Source organism: Alteromonas sp. P256 (assembly GCF_036864455.1).
GTDB lineage: Bacteria > Pseudomonadota > Gammaproteobacteria > Enterobacterales > Alteromonadaceae > Alteromonas.
The window spans coordinates 231212-248818 of sequence record NZ_JAZETM010000004.1; the positions used below are offsets into that span (position 1 = coordinate 231212).

The window sequence follows — 17607 nt, forward strand, 5'->3', positions numbered from 1 at the left end:
GTACGTCTTTAAAACACTGCACTAGGTCACGTTGTTGACTAATAGCATCCTGCTAGTCTTAATGCCTTTACTGCAGCGCCCCCTAAAAAATTAAAATTCACCTTTAAACCAGCTTTGCACTCGATGAAACAAACTTTCGCTCGATTTTTGCGTGCTGGAATTCTTATTATCAGTTTGTACTTTGCCGTATTGCAGTAAACCCACTACAGTTGCAAATCCGGCATCATCAACATATTCGGCTAGGCCCTTCACATTGATGGGGTTGCCCACGCGTACGGGCATCTGGAAAAGCTCCTCGGCAAATTCAACAGCACCTTCCATCTTCGCGGTGCCTCCTGTGAGCACAAGGCCCGCAGCAATTTGCTCTTCCAGACCACTGGCACGAATCTCATCATGTACCAGTTCAAAAAGTTCTTGATAGCGAGGTTCAATCACCTCCGCTAATGTATGACGAGACATGACTCTGGCGGGACGTCCACCCACACTAGGCACTTCAATGCTGTCTTCCATACTCACCATATCTTTTAATGCACACGCGTAGTTGATTTTAATCTCTTCCGCATTGCTAATAGGTGTTCTAAATATTTTCGCTATGTCGCTCGTAATCTGATTGCCAGCAACAGGTATTACTGCAGTGTGACGAATTGCGCCATCAGTGTAAATAACCATATCCATGGTACCGCCACCGATATCAACCACACACACGCCTAACTCGCGCTCATCATCAGTGAGTACTGCATAACTTGAGGCCAGTGCAGAGAAAATAAGCTGGTCAGCGTTTAATTCGCAGCGCTCTACACACTTCACCATATTTTTAGCCATATCATCAGCACAGGTAATGATGTGTGCATCGGCCTCCATACGCACACCTGACATACCAATGGGGTTTTTAATCCCCTCTTGCACATCAATAGTAAACTCCTGTGGCAACACGTGAAGTAAGCGTCTTTCAGCTGCTATTGGCACACTGCGCGCCGCGTGAATAACGTTGTCCACGTCTTCTTGTGTCACTTCTTGATTGTTAATTGGCACCATGCCGTTCTCGTTTTGGCATTTAACATGACGTCCTGAAATAGACATAAACACCGACGAAACACGACAATCTGCCATTAATTCCATTTCATTAACAGCACGTTGTACTGATTTTACCACTAAATTCAGATCGTTAACGCCACCTTTATCCATGCCTTTCGATGCATGAGTGCCCACACCAACAATACTGATTTGATCATCATCTAGTACTTCGCCCACCACGGCCTTAACTTGGCTGGTGCCGATATCTAGTCCTACAATCAAATTGCGTTCCGCAGGTTTTGACATGGTTTTCTTAACTCTCTTTGTTTGTCGTGTTGCTGTTGTCGTTTTCATTCCAACCAACAGCGACACCGGTGTCATAGCGAAGGTCGACGTAACGTACAGCCTTCTCTTGTTGCGCTAACAGTGGATACACATCGATAAAGCGCTGTAGCCTATCGATAAAATCCTGGCGCCCTAAATTCAATCTAATGCCATTTTCTAGCTGTACCTGCCAAGCAAATCGCTCGCTGAGTGACAGTTCATCAATAGCCATATTGGTAGTGCCTATCAGTGCATGCATGCTGTTAAAGCCTTCTAGCGCCGTTTTCTCACTACCACCGGGACCATACAGCCGCGGCAAATCAATCTCAACGCCTTCATCATTAAAGGTGTCGCCGTACGGATTAAGCAGCAAGTCTTCGTTCCACTTTGCAACGGCTTGCTGCTCAACCAAATAAATCTTCAGCGTGTTCGGCCACTTTTTGCGAACCGACGCGCGGTATACCCATGACTGTGCTTCAACTAACTCAAACACGTCATTAACATCCAAAGCAAAGAAACTGCCGGGCTGCGCCTTTCTAATCAATCTCTCTAGCTTAGTGATATCGATATGCTGATAATCCCCAGAAAAATCGATAACTTGTACCGGCATTTGTTGTTCATCATGCAAGTACTGATTAGCTTTTATGCCGCCAAACACCACACCCGATATCACCAACAGCAAAAAGAGTACGCCGGCCCACATTGTGCGCCTATTGTTCTTCGGCGCTTTAGCTTTTGAACCTGCGCCCGACTCATCAGCGGCTTTTGTCATTCGCGCGGCTTTAGTTATTCGCATTGTTAGCAACGCTATCAAAGCTCGTTGATAAAATGCTTAACACCAACTCATCGAAGCTAAGCCCTGCCACTTTTGCTGCCTTTGGCACTAAGCTTTTTTCAGTCATACCGGGCACCGTATTCGCTTCTAGCAAATAAAACTGGCGCTGGTTGTCTTGCATCACGTCTACTCTTCCCCAGCCGCTTCCTGAAATAGCGTCAAAAGCGCGAGATGCTAGCGATGCCAGCTGCTCTTCTTGCGCTTCTGATAAGCCGCTTGGGCAAAAGTATTCGGTTGTATTATCCTGATATTTCGCAGCATAGTCGTAGAACGTGTGAGGCGTAGACATACGAATTGACGGTAAAGCCTGCCCCTGAACAACAGAAACAGTAAACTCAGGGCCGTCGATATACTGCTCTAACAATACTTGATCGTCATATTGAAAGGCATCTTGCACAGCCGTTTCTAGTTGTTCAGCGCTTATCACCTTTGCCATGCCAATACTCGACCCTTCTTGAGCCGGTTTCACCATGACCTCATTTCCCAACTTTTCCATTATAGCGCTGCACTTACCAGCATCAAAGCGCCTTTTGTCAGCAATTTCATATTTCGCTGTAGGTAAGCCAAGACTTTGCCACACCTGCTTAGTGTGGATTTTGTCCATTGCCAATGCAGAGCCTAAAACTCGACTGCCAGTATAGGGAATTTTGAGCAGCTGAAGTGCACCTTGCATAGAGCCATCTTCACCGCCGCGGCCGTGCAGCATGATAAGCGCGCGATCGACATTTAAGTCAATCAAATCGGTAATCGGGCGCTCGGCAGGGTCAAAAGCAAAGGCATCAACTCCTTGTCGTATCAAGGCGTTTAACACCGTATTACCCGAATTAAGCGATACCTCGCGCTCGGCAGAGTCACCACCAAGTAACACAGCAACTTTGCCGTATTGCTCTGGTGTATGAGAAGTCACCATTGGCTTAAGCATGGTCACCTCCGCCACTAGCAAGCTTCGCTGGCTCTAATTCACACGCCGCTAATCGTTTTGAAATTTGACCGATGTTGCCTGCGCCCTGTGTCATAACAATATCGCCGCCTTGTAATATGTTCGCCAATATTGTGGGCAACGCCTCTTTATCACCCACATATACCGGCTCTATTTGGCCTCGTAATCGAATAGAGCGACACAATGACTTGCTATCTGCCCCTTCAATGGGCTGCTCGCTAGCGGCATACACATCAAGCAACAGCAGTGCATCAACACTTGATAGCACCTCAACAAAGTCTTCGTACAAATCTCGAGTTCGCGTGTAGCGGTGAGGCTGATAAACCATCACTAAGCGATTATTTGGCCAATTGGCTCTTGCTGCCGCAATTGTCGCCTTTACTTCGGTAGGGTGATGGCCGTAGTCATCGACTAAACACACTTCACCTTTACTGGTATTAAACGTGCCTAACTGTTCGAATCGACGCCCTATACCGCCAAAGCTTGCCAGTGCGCTTACTATTGATTCATCATCAATGCCTTCATCACAAGCTACCGCTATGGCGGCGAGCGCATTAAGCACATTGTGATTACCGGTTAAGTTGAGCATTATCTCAAGGGGCTCAGCATCAGGTCGGTGTACAGTGAAATTCGCTTTACCAAAGGACAGCGTAATGTTCTTGGCGCGATAGTCGTTATGCTCCTCAAAGCCATAAGTAACGATGCTTCTTCCTATACGCGGACGTATTTCTTGAATATTGGTATCATCGCCACACACAATGGCCTGACCGTAAAATGGCAGGTTAGACAGAAAATCCACAAAGGTATCTTTAACCTTTGAGAAGTCGCCGCCATAGGTATCCATGTGGTCAGCTTCAATATTGGTCACTACGGAGACCATAGGCTGTAGGTGCAAAAATGATGCGTCGCTTTCATCAGCCTCAGCAATAAGGTAACGACTTTTCCCTAAGCGAGCATTGGTGCCAGCACTATTTAGTAACCCACCAATCACGAAGGTTGGGTCGTAGTGGGCCTCAGCAAAAATGGTCGAAATTAAGCTGGTTGTAGTCGTTTTACCATGCGTACCAGCAACCGCTATTCCGTGGCGAAAACGCATTAGCTCAGCAAGCATTTCAGCTCGACGAATAATGGGAATACGGTTTTCTCTTGCGGTGATTATTTCAGGGTTTTCCTCGTTGATCGCACTAGAGACGACAATCACATCCATGCCATCGACATTTTCCGCTCGGTGTCCAATTTTAACTTCAGCACCTAACTCGCTTAGGCGTTTTGTCATTGGGCCCTCTTGAATATCTGAGCCCGCTATTTGATACCCTTCATTAAGAAGAACTTCTGCAATACCACCCATACCGGCGCCGCCGATACCGATAAAGAAAATGTTATTCACCCGACGCATTTGCGGGCTTTCAAATGGGGTTTTAAAAACCATTAGTCCCCTACTCCTACCACTGACTTGATGTGGCTTACTACTTGATGTGTGGCATGGGGGCTTGCGCATTTACGAGCAAGCTCGCCCATTTTCAAACAGTCCTCTGGATGCTGTATCCAATGACGAACGGTTTGTCCTAAATTCTCTTTTAATACCGATTGCACAATCATGACGCCTGCGCTTTGCTTCACCAGCGACTGTGCATTTTTAGTTTGATGATCGTCCACCGCATGAGGCAGCGGAACAAAAATTGCCGCTCTTCCCGCCGCGGCAACTTCGCTAACAGTAAGCGCACCTGCTCTGCATACAATAAAATCGGCCCATTCGTAAGCGTCTGCCATATCGTCGATAAAATCACTCACAACCGCATCTACCGTATTAGCGCCTAAGTGATCGTAGGTTTGCTTTACAGACAAGGCGTTATCTTTGCCGCATTGATGCACAATGGATAAGCCTTTTAACGCGCCGCACACTTGTGGCACCACTTCGTTGAGCACTTGCGCTCCCAGACTGCCGCCAACAACTAGCATGTTAAGGCATGATGCGTTGCTCTCATTGGCCGAGCTATTAACCGCTTGGGGTTCGCTTTGATGAACCTTCTGTGAGTGAGACTTACGAGAGACTTCCCAGATATCCTCTCTAACCGGGTTGCCAACAACGTGTACTTTGCTGGCCACGTTAGCAAATTGCGCTTTCGCATCCTCAAACCCAAGTAATACGCGATGCGCCACTTTGCTCAATAGTTTGTTGGTCATTCCGGCAGCCGCATTTTGCTCGTGAATAATCACCGGAATGCCAAGGGTTTTTGCCGCTATGCCACCAGGTCCACTCGCATAACCGCCAAAACCAACGACAATATCAGGCTGTATACGCTTGATAATACGCCTAGCCGATAGCAAACTTTTTAGTAGCGCGATGCCACCTTGAATACGCGCTGACATACCTTTGCCACGTAAACCCTTTACCGGAATAAAGTGAATAGGAATATCGTGCTTTGGCACTACATTCGCTTCCATTCGCTCGGCAGTACCAAGCCAATGAATATCCCACCCTTCTGTACGCAACGCGTTGGCTACTGCAAGCCCAGGGAATACATGCCCGCCAGTGCCGCCGGCCATGATAAGACAGCGTTTAGTCATTATCGGCCTCCTCTGCTACCCGCGCGAGTATAGCTTTGATACCGGCCTTGCCTTCATCTTCGGGTTTTGATTTAGCAACAGAGGTGCTAGATGCAGCCTGTGAAGAAGCATTCGCCGCAGCGTTTGATGTTGCATCAGCCTTGGGCTTGGTATTTGATGCGGAAGCCTTAGCCTTTCTCTTTTCCCCGCGGTTTAATGCTTGTACGCCATCTACGCGAAGCTCAAAGTCTATTCGCAATAAAATGGCAACTGCAATCGACATGATAATAAGGGAAGAACCACCGTAACTGACAAGGGGTAGCGTAAGCCCTTTTGTGGGTAAAATACCTGCGCTAGCGCCAATATTTACCGCCGTTTGAAAGCTAAACCAAATGCCGATACTGTAAGATAGGAATCCGTCGAAGGCTCGTCCTCTCTCCAATGCGTGATTGCCAATATGCAGTGCTTTAATCACCATCCATAAAATGAGGCCCAGCACAGCGAGAACGCCCACAAAGCCCAGTTCTTCAGCTAATATTGCCATCACGAAATCGGTATGGGCTTCAGGCAAAAACTCTAACTTCTGTAGACTATTACCTAGCCCTTGACCGAACCAATTACCTCTACCGTAGGCCATTAGCGATTGGGTTAACTGATATCCAGCGCCGAAAGGGTCGGCCCACGGATCTAAGAACGATGTCACGCGCTTAAGTCGGTATTCTTCAAATACAATAAGCGCAACCACTGCCATAAGCCCTACAAACACTAAAGCGAAGAACTGCCACAACCGTGCGCCAGCTAAAAACAACAGCCCTATAGTGGTGGCAAACATCACTACAACCGTGCCTAAATCTGGCTGCAGTAGCAGTAATAGCGCAAGTAAGAAGAATACGCCCAGGGGCTTGATAAACCCTTTTAAATTCTCGGTAACTTCTTCATAACGACGAACTAAATACCCAGCTAGGTAAGCAAAGAAAAATAGCTTTGCCGGTTCGGCTGCTTGAATGGTAATGGGCCCAAGTGCTAACCATCGGGTACTGCCGTTGACGGTGCGGCCAATAAGCAATACTGCTAACAATAAGCCTATTGCAGCAAAAAGAAGGTAAGGATTGGTCACACGCCAAAACTGCATGGGCAACTGCAATACAGCAATAGCCGCTAAGATGGCGCCGACGATATAAATACCGTGGCGAATAGCAAAGTGAAAAGGATTACCGTGTAATCGGTCAGCCACGGGCATTGATGCCGAGGTAACAATAATGACGCCTATGCTCATAAGGGCGAGGGCAATCAGCACCAAGGTAGCATCGTAAGGGTACGTTGGCTGCTGCGCTTTATCATGCTTGGCTGCAAATAGCGCGCTGAGTTTGGTAGAGGTTAACATCATGCTGCAAATACCTCTTCAACCGCCTGTTTAAATACATCACCACGGTGCATATAGTTGTTAAACATATCAATGCTAGCGCAGGCTGGAGACAGCAATACCACATCGCCATTGGTTGCTATCTTGCATGCACTTTTTACTGCGTCGTTTAAATTGCTACTTATTATGGTGTTGGCAAAGGCATTGGAAAACAAAGGCGCATCTTTACCGATGGCAAATACGTGTGAGACAAACTGATTTAAATAGGGAGACAGCGCATTAATATCGCCGCCTTTGGCATCTCCACCGGCAATAAGGATAAGTTTACCTTGTGTGACAGGCGCTAATCCTTCAAGGGCGGCAATGGTGGCGCCTACATTTGTGGCTTTTGAGTCATCAATAAAGCGTACGCCATTGTTTGCAATTTCAACGCAGCGGTGTGGAGCACTGGTAAAGCTGCCGATATGTGTTGCCGCTGCCTCTACATTTATCTCAATCGCATGGCTCTTATTTAACGCATAGCAAAGACCTAGCGATGCCATTACGTTAAGCACGTTATGCGTGCCTGCAAGATGGATGCTGCTGAGGCTGCAAAGAGGTTTACCGTTAAAGGTTAGCTGCGGTTTCTCGGTAGAACCGCTAACACCGAAACCTTGCAGCGCCTCCCCTAACCCATAGTGTAGCTGTACAACAGATGATGATTGAGGTGCGACATGATGACCATCGCGCCAAACAATGGCCTGCGATGCATTATCAAAAATACGATGTTTTGCAAGGGCATAGTGTTCAAACGAGCCGTGACGGTCGAGGTGGTCGTCGGACAGATTTAGAATAGTTGCGGCACAGAGCGACAGGCTTGATGTGGTTTCAAGCTGAAAGCTAGAAAGCTCAAGCACAATAACGTCTGCATCAGAATCCAACGTATCTAAAGCAGGAAGCCCTACATTGCCAGCGGCAATTGCTTTAACGCCAAGCGAGTTGAGCAAGTGCGTAGTCAGTAAGGTCACTGTGGTCTTGCCATTTGAACCGGTAATACCGAGAACGGGTTTGGTGTTAAGTCGAGCAAAAAGCTCTATATCACCAATGACTTCAACGCCACATTGCTTTGCTAACTTAACTTGCTCTATATCCGGCGATAACCCAGGGCTGAGTACTAGTGTATCTACGTTATCGAAAAAAGCGGCAGACAAGGAGGCCGTTTCTATTTTGCCCTTCATGCTTACCTGCATGGCTTCTGGCATTGAAGCCATTATCGATGAAGCTGAAGGTCGCGTATCAAACGCTTTTACACTAGCGCCTTGTTGAAGTAAGAAGCGCACGCAAGCCTGACCTGTTATTCCAAGGCCTCCTACTACATAGCTGTGCTCGCGTACGTTATACGTCATTATCGACTTATCTCAACTTCAATGTTGCTAGACCTACTAGCACTAAAATAATGGATATGATCCAGAATCGAACAATAACTCTGGGTTCAGGCCACCCCTTCAATTCATAGTGATGATGAATAGGTGCCATTCTAAAAATACGTTGCCCGCGCAATTTGTAAGAGCCCACTTGTAAGATCACGGAAAGCGTCTCTACAACAAATACACCGCCCATTATGATAAGTACTAACTCCTGTCTTACTAATACCGCTAGCACACCAAGTGTGCCGCCCAATGCTAACGAGCCCACGTCGCCCATGAATACTTGCGCTGGATAGGTGTTAAACCACAAAAAGCCAAGTCCTGCGCCCACCATAGCTGTGCAGACAATCACCAGTTCACTAGTAAGGGGGATGTGTGGAATATTTAGGTAGGCCGCGAAATTTGCGTTTCCTGTCACATAGGCAAAAACGGCAAACGCACCGGCAACTAATATGGTTGGGACAATGGCCAAGCCATCAAGGCCATCGGTTAAGTTCACGGCGTTACTGGTACCCACAATAGCGAAGTAAGTAATAATGATGAAAAATATCCCTAACTGCGGGAATACTTCTTTAAAGAAAGGGACTAATAGAGATGTTTCTGCACTTAGCGTAGCGCTACTGTAAAGATAAAACGCAACACCCAACGCAATCACTGATTGCCAAAAGTACTTCCACCTAGCAATAAGGCCCTTTGAGTCTTTGCGTATTACTTTTCTGTAGTCATCAACAAAACCAATAATGCCATAAGCCACGACCACGGTAAGCGTCACAAGCACGTATCGATTTGATAAATCAGCCCACAGCAAACCGCTTATTACAATTGCCGCGAGTATGAGGAGGCCGCCCATGGTAGGCGTTCCAGACTTCGATAAGTGACTTTGCGGACCATCGTCGCGCACCGTTTGGCCTATTTGCATGTTTTGCAAATAGCGGATCATTTTAGGACCGATAAGAATAGCGATAAGAAGCGCAGTCAAGGTACTTAAGATAGCCCGTAACGTGAGGTACGAGAATACATTAAACCCTGAATCGAATTGAGTAAGCCAATCGGCCAGCCACATTAACATTTACTTTGCTCCTCATTACTATCGCACTGCCCGAATGAAGAGGCTTCAATAGCCTTAACGACTTGCTCCATCTTTGAACTACGGGATCCTTTTACCAAAATTGAAATATCTTTGTGCGCGGTCACTACGTCGTCATGTAGTGAGGCTATTAGACGTTCAAGGTTGTCGAAGTGTCGCCCTCCGAATGAGTCACTCGCCAGATGACTTAGAGCACCCATGGTGTAAAGGTAATTTATACCCTGCTGCTTTGCATACTCGCCGACGTGCTGATGGTAATAATCTGACTCATCACCAAGCTCTGCCATATCCCCTAGAACGAGTACTTTGGAACCAGAAAATTCGCCCAAGGTGTTAATAGCGGCTTTCACCGAGGCAACATTGGCGTTGTAAGTATCATCAAGCACCCGTAACTGCTTATTGAGCCGCTTAACGTTAAGTCGGCCATCGACTTGATTCATTGCACTGAGCCCAGCGCTTACGTCGGCAAGAGTGGCGCCAACATTCAGCGTGAGAGCCGCTGCAAGTAGTGCATTGCCTACGTTGTGAATACCGGGAATAGTTAGCGCAATAGCAATGTGACTGTCTGGTGTATTCAGCGTAAAAGACGCACAGCCGTTGTCTTTTATTTCAATATCTGTGGCAGTGAAGTCTGCTGCATTTTTTTGTTCTGGTGAAAACGTAAGGGTTTGCTTGCCGCTCACTTTTTCCAACCAAAAACCACCGAATTCACTGTCGACGTTCACTACGGCAACGCCATCAGTGCCCAGGCCATCAAAAATTTCGCTTTTAGCTCGCGCCACACCCTCTACGCTGCCAAACCCTTCAAGGTGCGATGCAGCGGCATTCACAATGGTGGCAACGTCGGGCTTTACCAGTTCGGTGGTATAGGCAATTTCACCTTTGTGGTTTGCACCAAGCTCCATAACGGCAAAGTCATGATGAGGTTCAAGGCGAAGCAAGGTAAGCGGGACACCAATATCATTATTGAAATTGCCCTTTGTGGCCAACACACTTCCGCAACCTTGCAATATGGATGCGCACATTTCTTTTACTGTGGTTTTGCCACTGCTGCCTGTTATGGCGATAGTTTTTGGAGCCACAGAAGCTTTTACTGCCGCCCCTAATAACCCTAAGGCTACTTTTGTGTCTGAAACCTGAATAACGGGTAAGGATGTCGTAATATCTTCGCTAGCGATTATCGCTTTTGCACCTGCTCGCTCTGCCTGGTTAACAAAATCGTGACCATTAAAATTAGGGCCTTTGAGTGCAAGATAAACGGCCCCTTCGCTAATTGTCCGGGTGTCTGTGCTAACGTTTGAAACGTCGCAATCATTGCCTATTAATGTACCGTTTATTTTCTCGGCTACCCAAGACAGCGTTGTAATTATCATTTGCTGTATTCCTGTTGTAGTCGCGCCACTACTGCACGTTCATCGTAATTTATTTTCGTATCACCAATAATTTGGTAATTTTCGTGGCCTTTACCCGCCACGATGATAATGTCGCCCGCTGCGCTGTGCGCTAAACAGTAACGAATTGCCTTCTCTCTATCGGGGATAGACACCGCAACGTCTGGGTTGTGCAACCCTTCAACAATGTCTTTTGCAATGTCCTCAGGCGCTTCACTTCGACTGTTGTCGGTGGTAATCACTATGCTGTCTGCACCCGTTTCTGCCGCGCGCGCCATCAAAGGACGCTTTCCTTTATCTCTATCTCCACCGCAGCCAAATACGCACCATACATTTCCTTCTGTATGTGCCTTAGCGCTGGCAAGCACTTTTTCAAGGGCATCGGGAGTATGAGCGTAATCCACAACCACATTGGCGTGAGCTTGGAAGGGGAATACTTCCATACGCCCTTCAACGGGTTTAGTTGCGTTGACGGCGCCGACCACCTCGTTAAAGCGCTCTCCCTGGTGCAATAAAGTCGCAATGGCACTCAGCACATTGGCTACATTAAATGCTCCAAATAACGGAAGCGCTATCGAGGCATTCCCCCAAGAGCTTTGGATGTCAAAACGACATCCGGCTTCGTGATACTCGGCATTTAACGCAAAACAATATTTGCTAGCGGTGTTCTCTGCAGTCGTAGTTAAAGCGGAGCATTGGTTTTCATACGTACTTACTGAAACTTCGTTGCTAGTTACACCAGTCCACACACGCGTAATGTGTTGTGCTGCCGCACTGTCCCAACGCTTACTTTCTTCATCATTTGCATTTAATACAATTGCCGAAAGTCCCGGTTGTTCTAGCAACAAACGTTTAGCCTTCGCGTACTCTTCCATAGAGCCATGATAATCAAGATGATCCCGGGTTAAGTTGGTCAACACCGCAATATCGGTTTTAACATGACTCAGACGCCCCTGAACCAGAGCATGAGAACTCGCCTCAAACGCAACGTGCTGCACATCGCTTTGCACAAACTCTGCCAACAAGTACTGCATGCGAATGGCATCGGGCGTGGTATTCGCCGCTGACGTCGTCTGCCACTGAGTATCGGCACCTTCAAACACACTGCTACCTAAGGTTCCAATACTGGCACTGCGTGTACCTAGCGCGTCTTTAAGTTGCGTAAGCAATTGAACTGTCGATGTTTTTCCGTTTGTACCCGTTACCGCAACCGATGTCATTTTTTGTGCAGGATAATCGTAAAATGCGCCCGCTAATGTGGATAGCAAAGTAGGCAACTGGTAAAGCGAGATGATAACGCTATGGTCACGCATCTCCATAGCGCCATGGGCATCACTGTCGTCAGTTTGCGCCAGAATCACTTTTGCACCTAAGCTAATAGCTTGGGGAATAAATTCACGACCGTCCCTTTCATGGCCTTTTATGGCAACAAACGCTGAGCGCGTGTTAACTTCGCGGCTATCAAGGGTGAGTCCTTCTACGCGGATATCTGGGGCATCTACGCCAAACTTTGCGAGTAAGGCTCGAATGCTTTGAGTGAAGGCGTTAGCTACCACTTTCACCTCCCTTCAAAAATCGACTGAACGTGACCTGCTTGTCATCGGGGGTAATATTTAATATGTGAAGTGCCCCGCCCATAATGGATGAAAATACAGGGGCAGCGGTATCGCCTGCGTGGTATAGATCGCCACCAGGCTCATTGATAAGCACAACCGTGACTAATCGCGGATCGGAAACAGGAGCAATACCTGCGAAAATATTCACATACTCTTCGCCATAACCACCGGCCACCGCTTTTCGACTTGTGCCCGTTTTGCCCGCAACACGGTAGCCAGGTACAGCAGCCTTGGTTGCTGTACCACCACGCTGGGTAACGCTCTCCATCATTTGAACAATGGCTTTTGCGTTCTCTTCACTAATCACGCGTTCGGCCTGCCCTTGCCATGCAGGCTGCTCTGGCGACTTCACCATATTAAGTGGCGTTTTAATTCCACCGTTGGCGATAGTGGCGTAAAGCCGTGCTAACTGAGCAGTGGTTACCGAAATACCGTAGCCAAAAGACAGCGTCGCTAATTCAAATTTAGACCACCGGCTTCTTTCATGGAAAATGCCGCTGCTTTCCCCAGACATATTAAGCCCAGTGTCGCTCATTAAACCGAGGTTGTAGTAGGTGTCTAATAGGAAGTTTTTAGGCACAGAAAGCCCTAGTTTAGATGTTCCCATGTTGCTTGAGTGTTGAATAATTTCTTCAAGGGATAGTTCACCGTAATTGCGAGAGTCTTTGACTAAGCTACCGCCAAGACGCATCCAGCCGGGACTGGTATCAATAGTATCGTTAGGTTCTACTTCACCGAACTCAAGTGCCGTTAGCACCGCTAATGGTTTTAACGCAGAGCCCGGCTCAAAGGCATCAGTAATCACGCGATTACGCATTCTGTGCGGCGCAATGTCACTTCTGTCATTAGGATTAAACGACGGTGCGTTTACCATGGCCAACACATCGCCCGTTTTTACATCAACCACCATGGCTGATGCAGAGCTGGACTGATAATAAATCATGGCTTCTTTAATTTCCTTATACGCCAAAGCCTGAATACGTTGGTCTATAGCAAGCTGAAGATTACCGGCTTTTTCGCCTGCTTTGGTCTCCAGAATTTCTACCTGCCGCCCTTTTGCATCGCGACGGATTTTTCGAGAGCCAGGCGTACCCGTTAACCACTCATCAAACATGTGCTCAAGACCTTCAACACCGGTATCATCAACATCGGTGATGCCAATAAGCTGTGCTGATACTTCACCGGTTGGGTAATAACGGCGACTTTCCCTTCTGAGATAAATACCGGGAATATCCAGTTTGTCCACGTATTCGGCCATAGCTGGCGATACCTGGCGCTGCAGATACACAAATCGACGTTTAGGGTTTGCTACCTTATCTTTCAGTTCAGTCACGTCTTGACGTAAAACGTCTGCCAGCGCATCCCAGCGGCGAACTTCCTCAAAACCGTTGTTTTCATGGATAACTTTTGGATCGGCATAGATGGCTCTTACCGGCACGCTTACCGCTAGTTCAACGCCGTTTCTGTCGGTAATAATGCCGCGGTAGGTGGGCATATCGCGAGTGCGCAGTGTGCGGCTATCACCCTGTTGAATAAGTTCATCGGGCTCTATCACTTGAATAAACGCCGCGCGGGCCGCAAGTACGCCAAACACGGAGGTAATAACAACAAGCACAACGAGGAATCGCCAGTGCATGAAACTTGGCGTTACGTTTTGTTTTGCGCCTGTCTTCTTGCGCGACCGAGTAGTTGATACCGTGCTCATTTAAGTCTAACCACCACTTCATCATCGGCAGTAGGACGATACATACCAAGCTGCTTTTCAACTAAGGTTTCGATGCGGTTGTGCTCGGTCAAAGCGCGTTGCTCAAGCACGAGATTTCGCCACTCAACGTCAAGCTCGTCTTTCTCCTGCATAAGGTCTTCTAATGCAATAACTTGCTGTCTATTGTGGTGACTACTCAAAATCACGGCCATAGCACTTGTAATAACCATCAAATATAACAAAACCCGCAACTTGTTGCGGGCCAAATCTGAGACGATAATCAGTATTAAATTAAAATTAGTACTGGCTTTATTCGGCGTTGTCATAGCTTTTCGGCCACCCGCAATACTGAGCTTCGAGAGCGCACGTTGTTGATGACTTCTTGCTCAGATGGCTTGATAGCTCGGCTAAGCGCTTTTAGCACTTTGTCGGCATCAATTTCGGCTTGAGTAATGGGCATATTGTGAGGAACCGACTTCCCTTTACTCTGATCTTTAATAAAACGTTTAACCAATCTGTCTTCTAACGAGTGAAAAGAAATAACGGCTAGTCGACCTTCTTTTGCCAGCACCCTCGTCGCTGCTTTTAACCCAACGCGAAGCTGCTCAAGCTCAGCGTTGATGTAAATTCGAATGCCTTGGAATGCTCGCGTGGCTGGATGCTTATATTTATCTTTTACCGGCACGGCTTCATCAATAATTTTCGCCAATTGCGCTGTACGAGTAATAGGCGTTTCCTTGCGAGTATTCACAATGGCATGGGCTATTCGCTTGCCAAACTTCTCTTCACCGAACTCTTTTATAACTTGCGTGATATCTTGCTCTTCTGCGTGCGCCAACCAATCCGCTGCGCTTTGGCCTTTAGAGGTATCCATACGCATATCAAGAGGGCCATCGCGAAGAAAACTAAAACCCCGTTCAGCATCGTCAAGCTGAGGCGATGACACACCTAAGTCCATTAATACGCCATCAATTTTCCCCGTCAAACCTAAGGCTTCTATTTCTTCGGCCATATTGCCGAAGGGCGCGTGAATAATACTGAAGCGTTCGTCCTCGGCAAAGCGTTCAGCTGCTTTGATAGCTTGTGGATCGCGGTCAAACGCAATAAGTCTCCCGCCACTACCTAACGCCGCTAAAATGTGCGCAGAGTGGCCACCACGTCCAAAAGTCGCGTCAATATAAGTGCCATTAGGCTTTATAGATAACGCCTCGATACATTCATCAAGCAATACGGAAATATGTTTAAATTCGCCTGTTGATGACGTGTTTTGCGATGTCATAGAGAGAAATCCTGTAGCCGTTCGGTAAGTTCAAATTCGCCTTTGCGTTCGGTGTCTATATCAACCTCAATTTGTTGAGCCCAAACATCGGCATCCCAAATTTCAAATTTGTTTAACTGACCAACTAACATGACTTCTTTGGATAGCTTTGCGTGAGCACGCAAAGGTGTAGGTATAAGAATTCGACCGCTTTTATCCATTTCCCCCTCTGAAGCATGGCCTAATAGCAAGCGCTGCATTCTGCGCTCGGCTGGAACCATACTAGAGAGCTTAATGAGTTTGAGCTCGATTTCTTCCCATTCGGGAAGTGGGTAAAGTAGCAAACAACTTTGCTGTGTATCGACAGTGCAGACAAGTTGTCCCTCACAATCATCCAGCAGCGACTGACGATACCGCGTAGGTATAGCTAGTCTGCCTTTTGTATCCAGATTAATTGCGTTAGCGCCGCGGAACATTCCCCTAGCCTTTTGTTATTTGCTTTTATTTTTCTTACTTTTTGAGTACAAATCTGCAAAGTGATGATGATTTGATCCACATTTCGCCACATTTACCCACTAGGTGACAGTTTAGGTATCATTGATCCCCACTGTCAAGTATAAAAACGACGCCAAGCCCGCGTATTTACTGGCTTTAAACTGTGTGTATATACAGTACTAAGAGGAAGTGTATGATTAGGCATGTAAAAAAGAGAAAAATAATGGGAAAAGAAATTTAGCCTATAAAAATTAATCGATGAACTGCAGTAAATAGTGTCGCTAACCGTGGATTTGTGTGAGATACAAAAAGCCCCGCAAAAAGCGGGGCTTTGAAATACGCCAGGCCGTATAGCCTACTGTTAAATGTATTATTCGCTTGGGGCTTCTTCGCTTGCTTGTTGATCTTCAGGCTGAACGGCTGAAAGCTGCATGTTGCGAATTGGGTTTTCTGTCTCGTTAGAAAGTTCAACCAAACGGTTTAGCTGACCTACAGACATCATTACCGCGTAGATTGCACCTAAGAAGCCCGCTTTATGTAACTCAAGTACTTGCTCTTCAGGAAGCTCAAGTAACTTCTTCTCGTTGATACTCATCATGCCAGTTACATTGCGTTGCTTACCGTCTTGGTAAGTTAGGCGAATTTGGATTTGATCAAGAAGGTCTAGCTCAACCACTTTAGCAACAAAACGCTGTGTTAGCATTTCGCTGTTAGCAAGGTCTGCTAAGAACTTCTGACGACCGTCTAGGAACTCGCTTGGCTCGCCAGCATCAGTGAACAATGCTTGACCTTCACCCGTTGATACTAAGTCGCTGTTCTCGTCGATGTATACACCTAGTTTGTCGCCGTCTGGACGAACGTCAAACGGGTAACGAAGAATGTTCATTGGAACATGAGGGCCTTTCCACGTGTCGCCAGTTAAAAACAAGTTTTGACCTTGTTCCATACCTAGCATAGTGACTACGTGGTGACGCTTTGATGTTGGATCTTCGATGAACACTAAAGGCATAGTTGCCGCAAGTTGTGCAAACTCACGAATTGTTGCCGCAGCAAGGTGAGTATTTTTTGCGAAGCTGAAAGATGAATTTACCGCAACCTTCAGGTCTTTATGCTTTTCTTTATCTAGCGGTACAAAATTAATAGCCATATTTATTTCTCATACTTGTTAACGGTGGCCCCTGCTTTTGTTTTGATAAGTGCGGAGCCACAAAAAATGTAGTTTTGCCGTTCAGGTGATATATCGTCATCACCCATCGGACGAGCGCTAGGGCGTGCTGACCTCTGATGTACAGCAAAGGTCAACACGCCCAGGGATTCTCCCGAAAATAGCGCCATGAAGTATCCCGTATTCGCGCAATGAAGTCACGCAAGCTTCACAATAACAAGTTTTAAATTTTTATTGCAATGTAAACTTGAGGTAAATACGCCCGACCGCTTTAAAAATGAGCAATTGAGGTAAAAACCTAGCCCAATAGGCCTAATAGTCGAAAGGCAGGTGATAAACAGGCCCTAATAACCCGTTTAAAAACTGCGATAATAAGCGATAGAAAAGCAGTCGTTGTAGCCCACCAAAATATGCATTAGGCTCATTGTGTCTGTTAAGCTTTGGTTTAAAAGCTCTAACAC

15 protein-coding genes are annotated in these 17607 nt (G+C 46.9%); all 15 read right to left on the bottom strand.

Translation table 11 applies throughout. The annotated features are described in order from the left end of the window. Nucleotides 1-90: 90 nt before the first annotated feature. Entirely contained in the window at nucleotides 91-1320 is a 1230-nt protein-coding gene (ftsA, locus tag V7R39_RS08800) for a cell division protein FtsA (RefSeq protein ID WP_334030113.1), read from the bottom strand. Nucleotides 1321-1327: 7 nt separating this feature from the next. Continuing rightward, nucleotides 1328-2041, bottom strand: coding sequence for a cell division protein FtsQ/DivIB (locus tag V7R39_RS08805; protein ID WP_334030220.1), 714 nt, complete (start codon nucleotides 2039-2041; stop codon nucleotides 1328-1330). A gap of 79 nt (nucleotides 2042-2120) precedes the next feature. Next, nucleotides 2121-3095, bottom strand: coding sequence for a D-alanine--D-alanine ligase (locus V7R39_RS08810; protein WP_334030115.1), 975 nt, complete (start codon nucleotides 3093-3095; stop codon nucleotides 2121-2123). Next, nucleotides 3088-4542, bottom strand: coding sequence for a UDP-N-acetylmuramate--L-alanine ligase (gene murC / locus V7R39_RS08815; RefSeq protein WP_334030117.1), 1455 nt, complete (start codon nucleotides 4540-4542; stop codon nucleotides 3088-3090). Before murC ends, V7R39_RS08810 begins: the two co-directional genes overlap by 8 nt. Next, the gene (gene murG, locus V7R39_RS08820; protein WP_334030118.1) at nucleotides 4542-5681 is read right to left on the bottom strand and encodes an undecaprenyldiphospho-muramoylpentapeptide beta-N-acetylglucosaminyltransferase; all 1140 of its coding nucleotides are present in this window, start codon (nucleotides 5679-5681) and stop codon (nucleotides 4542-4544) included. Before murG ends, murC begins: the two co-directional genes overlap by 1 nt. Further along, nucleotides 5674-7047, bottom strand: a complete 1374-nt coding sequence (gene ftsW, locus V7R39_RS08825) for a cell division protein FtsW (RefSeq protein ID WP_334030119.1) — start codon at nucleotides 7045-7047, stop codon at nucleotides 5674-5676. The genes murG and ftsW overlap by 8 nt, the downstream gene beginning before the upstream one ends. Then, a complete protein-coding gene (gene murD, locus V7R39_RS08830; RefSeq protein ID WP_334030121.1) occupies nucleotides 7044-8408 on the bottom strand; it encodes a UDP-N-acetylmuramoyl-L-alanine--D-glutamate ligase in 1365 nt (454 codons plus the stop codon). The genes ftsW and murD overlap by 4 nt, the downstream gene beginning before the upstream one ends. Nucleotides 8409-8415: 7 nt before the next feature. Then, nucleotides 8416-9498, bottom strand: a complete 1083-nt coding sequence (gene mraY, locus V7R39_RS08835; protein ID WP_334030122.1) for a phospho-N-acetylmuramoyl-pentapeptide-transferase — start codon at nucleotides 9496-9498, stop codon at nucleotides 8416-8418. Beyond that, nucleotides 9492-10889, bottom strand: a complete 1398-nt coding sequence (locus tag V7R39_RS08840) for a UDP-N-acetylmuramoyl-tripeptide--D-alanyl-D-alanine ligase (protein ID WP_334030123.1) — start codon at nucleotides 10887-10889, stop codon at nucleotides 9492-9494. The genes mraY and V7R39_RS08840 overlap by 7 nt, the downstream gene beginning before the upstream one ends. Continuing rightward, complete coding sequence (locus V7R39_RS08845) at nucleotides 10886-12463, bottom strand: UDP-N-acetylmuramoyl-L-alanyl-D-glutamate--2,6-diaminopimelate ligase (protein WP_334030125.1); 1578 nt, start codon at nucleotides 12461-12463, stop codon at nucleotides 10886-10888. Before V7R39_RS08845 ends, V7R39_RS08840 begins: the two co-directional genes overlap by 4 nt. Next, nucleotides 12453-14228 carry a penicillin-binding transpeptidase domain-containing protein gene (locus tag V7R39_RS08850; protein WP_334030126.1) on the bottom strand — a complete coding sequence of 592 codons (1776 nt, stop codon included), beginning with the start codon at nucleotides 14226-14228 and terminating at the stop codon, nucleotides 12453-12455. Before V7R39_RS08850 ends, V7R39_RS08845 begins: the two co-directional genes overlap by 11 nt. Next, nucleotides 14225-14554: a cell division protein FtsL gene (ftsL, locus tag V7R39_RS08855; RefSeq protein ID WP_334030128.1), complete on the bottom strand. Its 330-nt coding sequence runs from the start codon at nucleotides 14552-14554 to the stop codon at nucleotides 14225-14227. Before ftsL ends, V7R39_RS08850 begins: the two co-directional genes overlap by 4 nt. After that, a complete protein-coding gene (gene rsmH, locus V7R39_RS08860) occupies nucleotides 14551-15507 on the bottom strand; it encodes a 16S rRNA (cytosine(1402)-N(4))-methyltransferase RsmH (protein ID WP_334030130.1) in 957 nt (318 codons plus the stop codon). The genes ftsL and rsmH overlap by 4 nt, the downstream gene beginning before the upstream one ends. Beyond that, entirely contained in the window at nucleotides 15504-15962 is a 459-nt protein-coding gene (gene mraZ / locus V7R39_RS08865; protein ID WP_032097455.1) for a division/cell wall cluster transcriptional repressor MraZ, read from the bottom strand. Before mraZ ends, rsmH begins: the two co-directional genes overlap by 4 nt. A 389-nt stretch (nucleotides 15963-16351) precedes the next feature. Continuing rightward, nucleotides 16352-17128: a SapC family protein gene (locus tag V7R39_RS08870; protein WP_334030132.1), complete on the bottom strand. Its 777-nt coding sequence runs from the start codon at nucleotides 17126-17128 to the stop codon at nucleotides 16352-16354. Nucleotides 17129-17607: the final 479 nt, after the last annotated feature.

Excerpts from the sequence above, each read along its gene's own strand:
- V7R39_RS08805 (WP_334030220.1), bottom strand. The coding sequence starts at position 2,041 with ATGTGGGCCGGCGTACTCTTTTTGCTGTTGGTGATATCGGGTGTGGTG.
- murC (WP_334030117.1), bottom strand. The coding sequence starts at position 4,542 with ATGGTTTTTAAAACCCCATTTGAAAGCCCGCAAATGCGTCGGGTGAAT.
- V7R39_RS08840 (WP_334030123.1), bottom strand. The coding sequence starts at position 10,889 with ATGATAATTACAACGCTGTCTTGGGTAGCCGAGAAAATAAACGGTACA.
- murG (WP_334030118.1), bottom strand. The coding sequence starts at position 5,681 with ATGACTAAACGCTGTCTTATCATGGCCGGCGGCACTGGCGGGCATGTA.
- V7R39_RS08850 (WP_334030126.1), bottom strand. The coding sequence starts at position 14,228 with ATGAGCACGGTATCAACTACTCGGTCGCGCAAGAAGACAGGCGCAAAA.
- V7R39_RS08810 (WP_334030115.1), bottom strand. The coding sequence starts at position 3,095 with ATGCTTAAGCCAATGGTGACTTCTCATACACCAGAGCAATACGGCAAA.
- ftsA (WP_334030113.1), bottom strand. The coding sequence starts at position 1,320 with ATGTCAAAACCTGCGGAACGCAATTTGATTGTAGGACTAGATATCGGC.
- murD (WP_334030121.1), bottom strand. The coding sequence starts at position 8,408 with ATGACGTATAACGTACGCGAGCACAGCTATGTAGTAGGAGGCCTTGGA.
- mraZ (WP_032097455.1), bottom strand. The coding sequence starts at position 15,962 with ATGTTCCGCGGCGCTAACGCAATTAATCTGGATACAAAAGGCAGACTA.
- mraY (WP_334030122.1), bottom strand. The coding sequence starts at position 9,498 with ATGTTAATGTGGCTGGCCGATTGGCTTACTCAATTCGATTCAGGGTTT.
- ftsW (WP_334030119.1), bottom strand. The coding sequence starts at position 7,047 with ATGATGTTAACCTCTACCAAACTCAGCGCGCTATTTGCAGCCAAGCAT.
- V7R39_RS08870 (WP_334030132.1), bottom strand. The coding sequence starts at position 17,128 with ATGGCTATTAATTTTGTACCGCTAGATAAAGAAAAGCATAAAGACCTG.
- rsmH (WP_334030130.1), bottom strand. The coding sequence starts at position 15,507 with ATGACATCGCAAAACACGTCATCAACAGGCGAATTTAAACATATTTCC.
- ftsL (WP_334030128.1), bottom strand. The coding sequence starts at position 14,554 with ATGACAACGCCGAATAAAGCCAGTACTAATTTTAATTTAATACTGATT.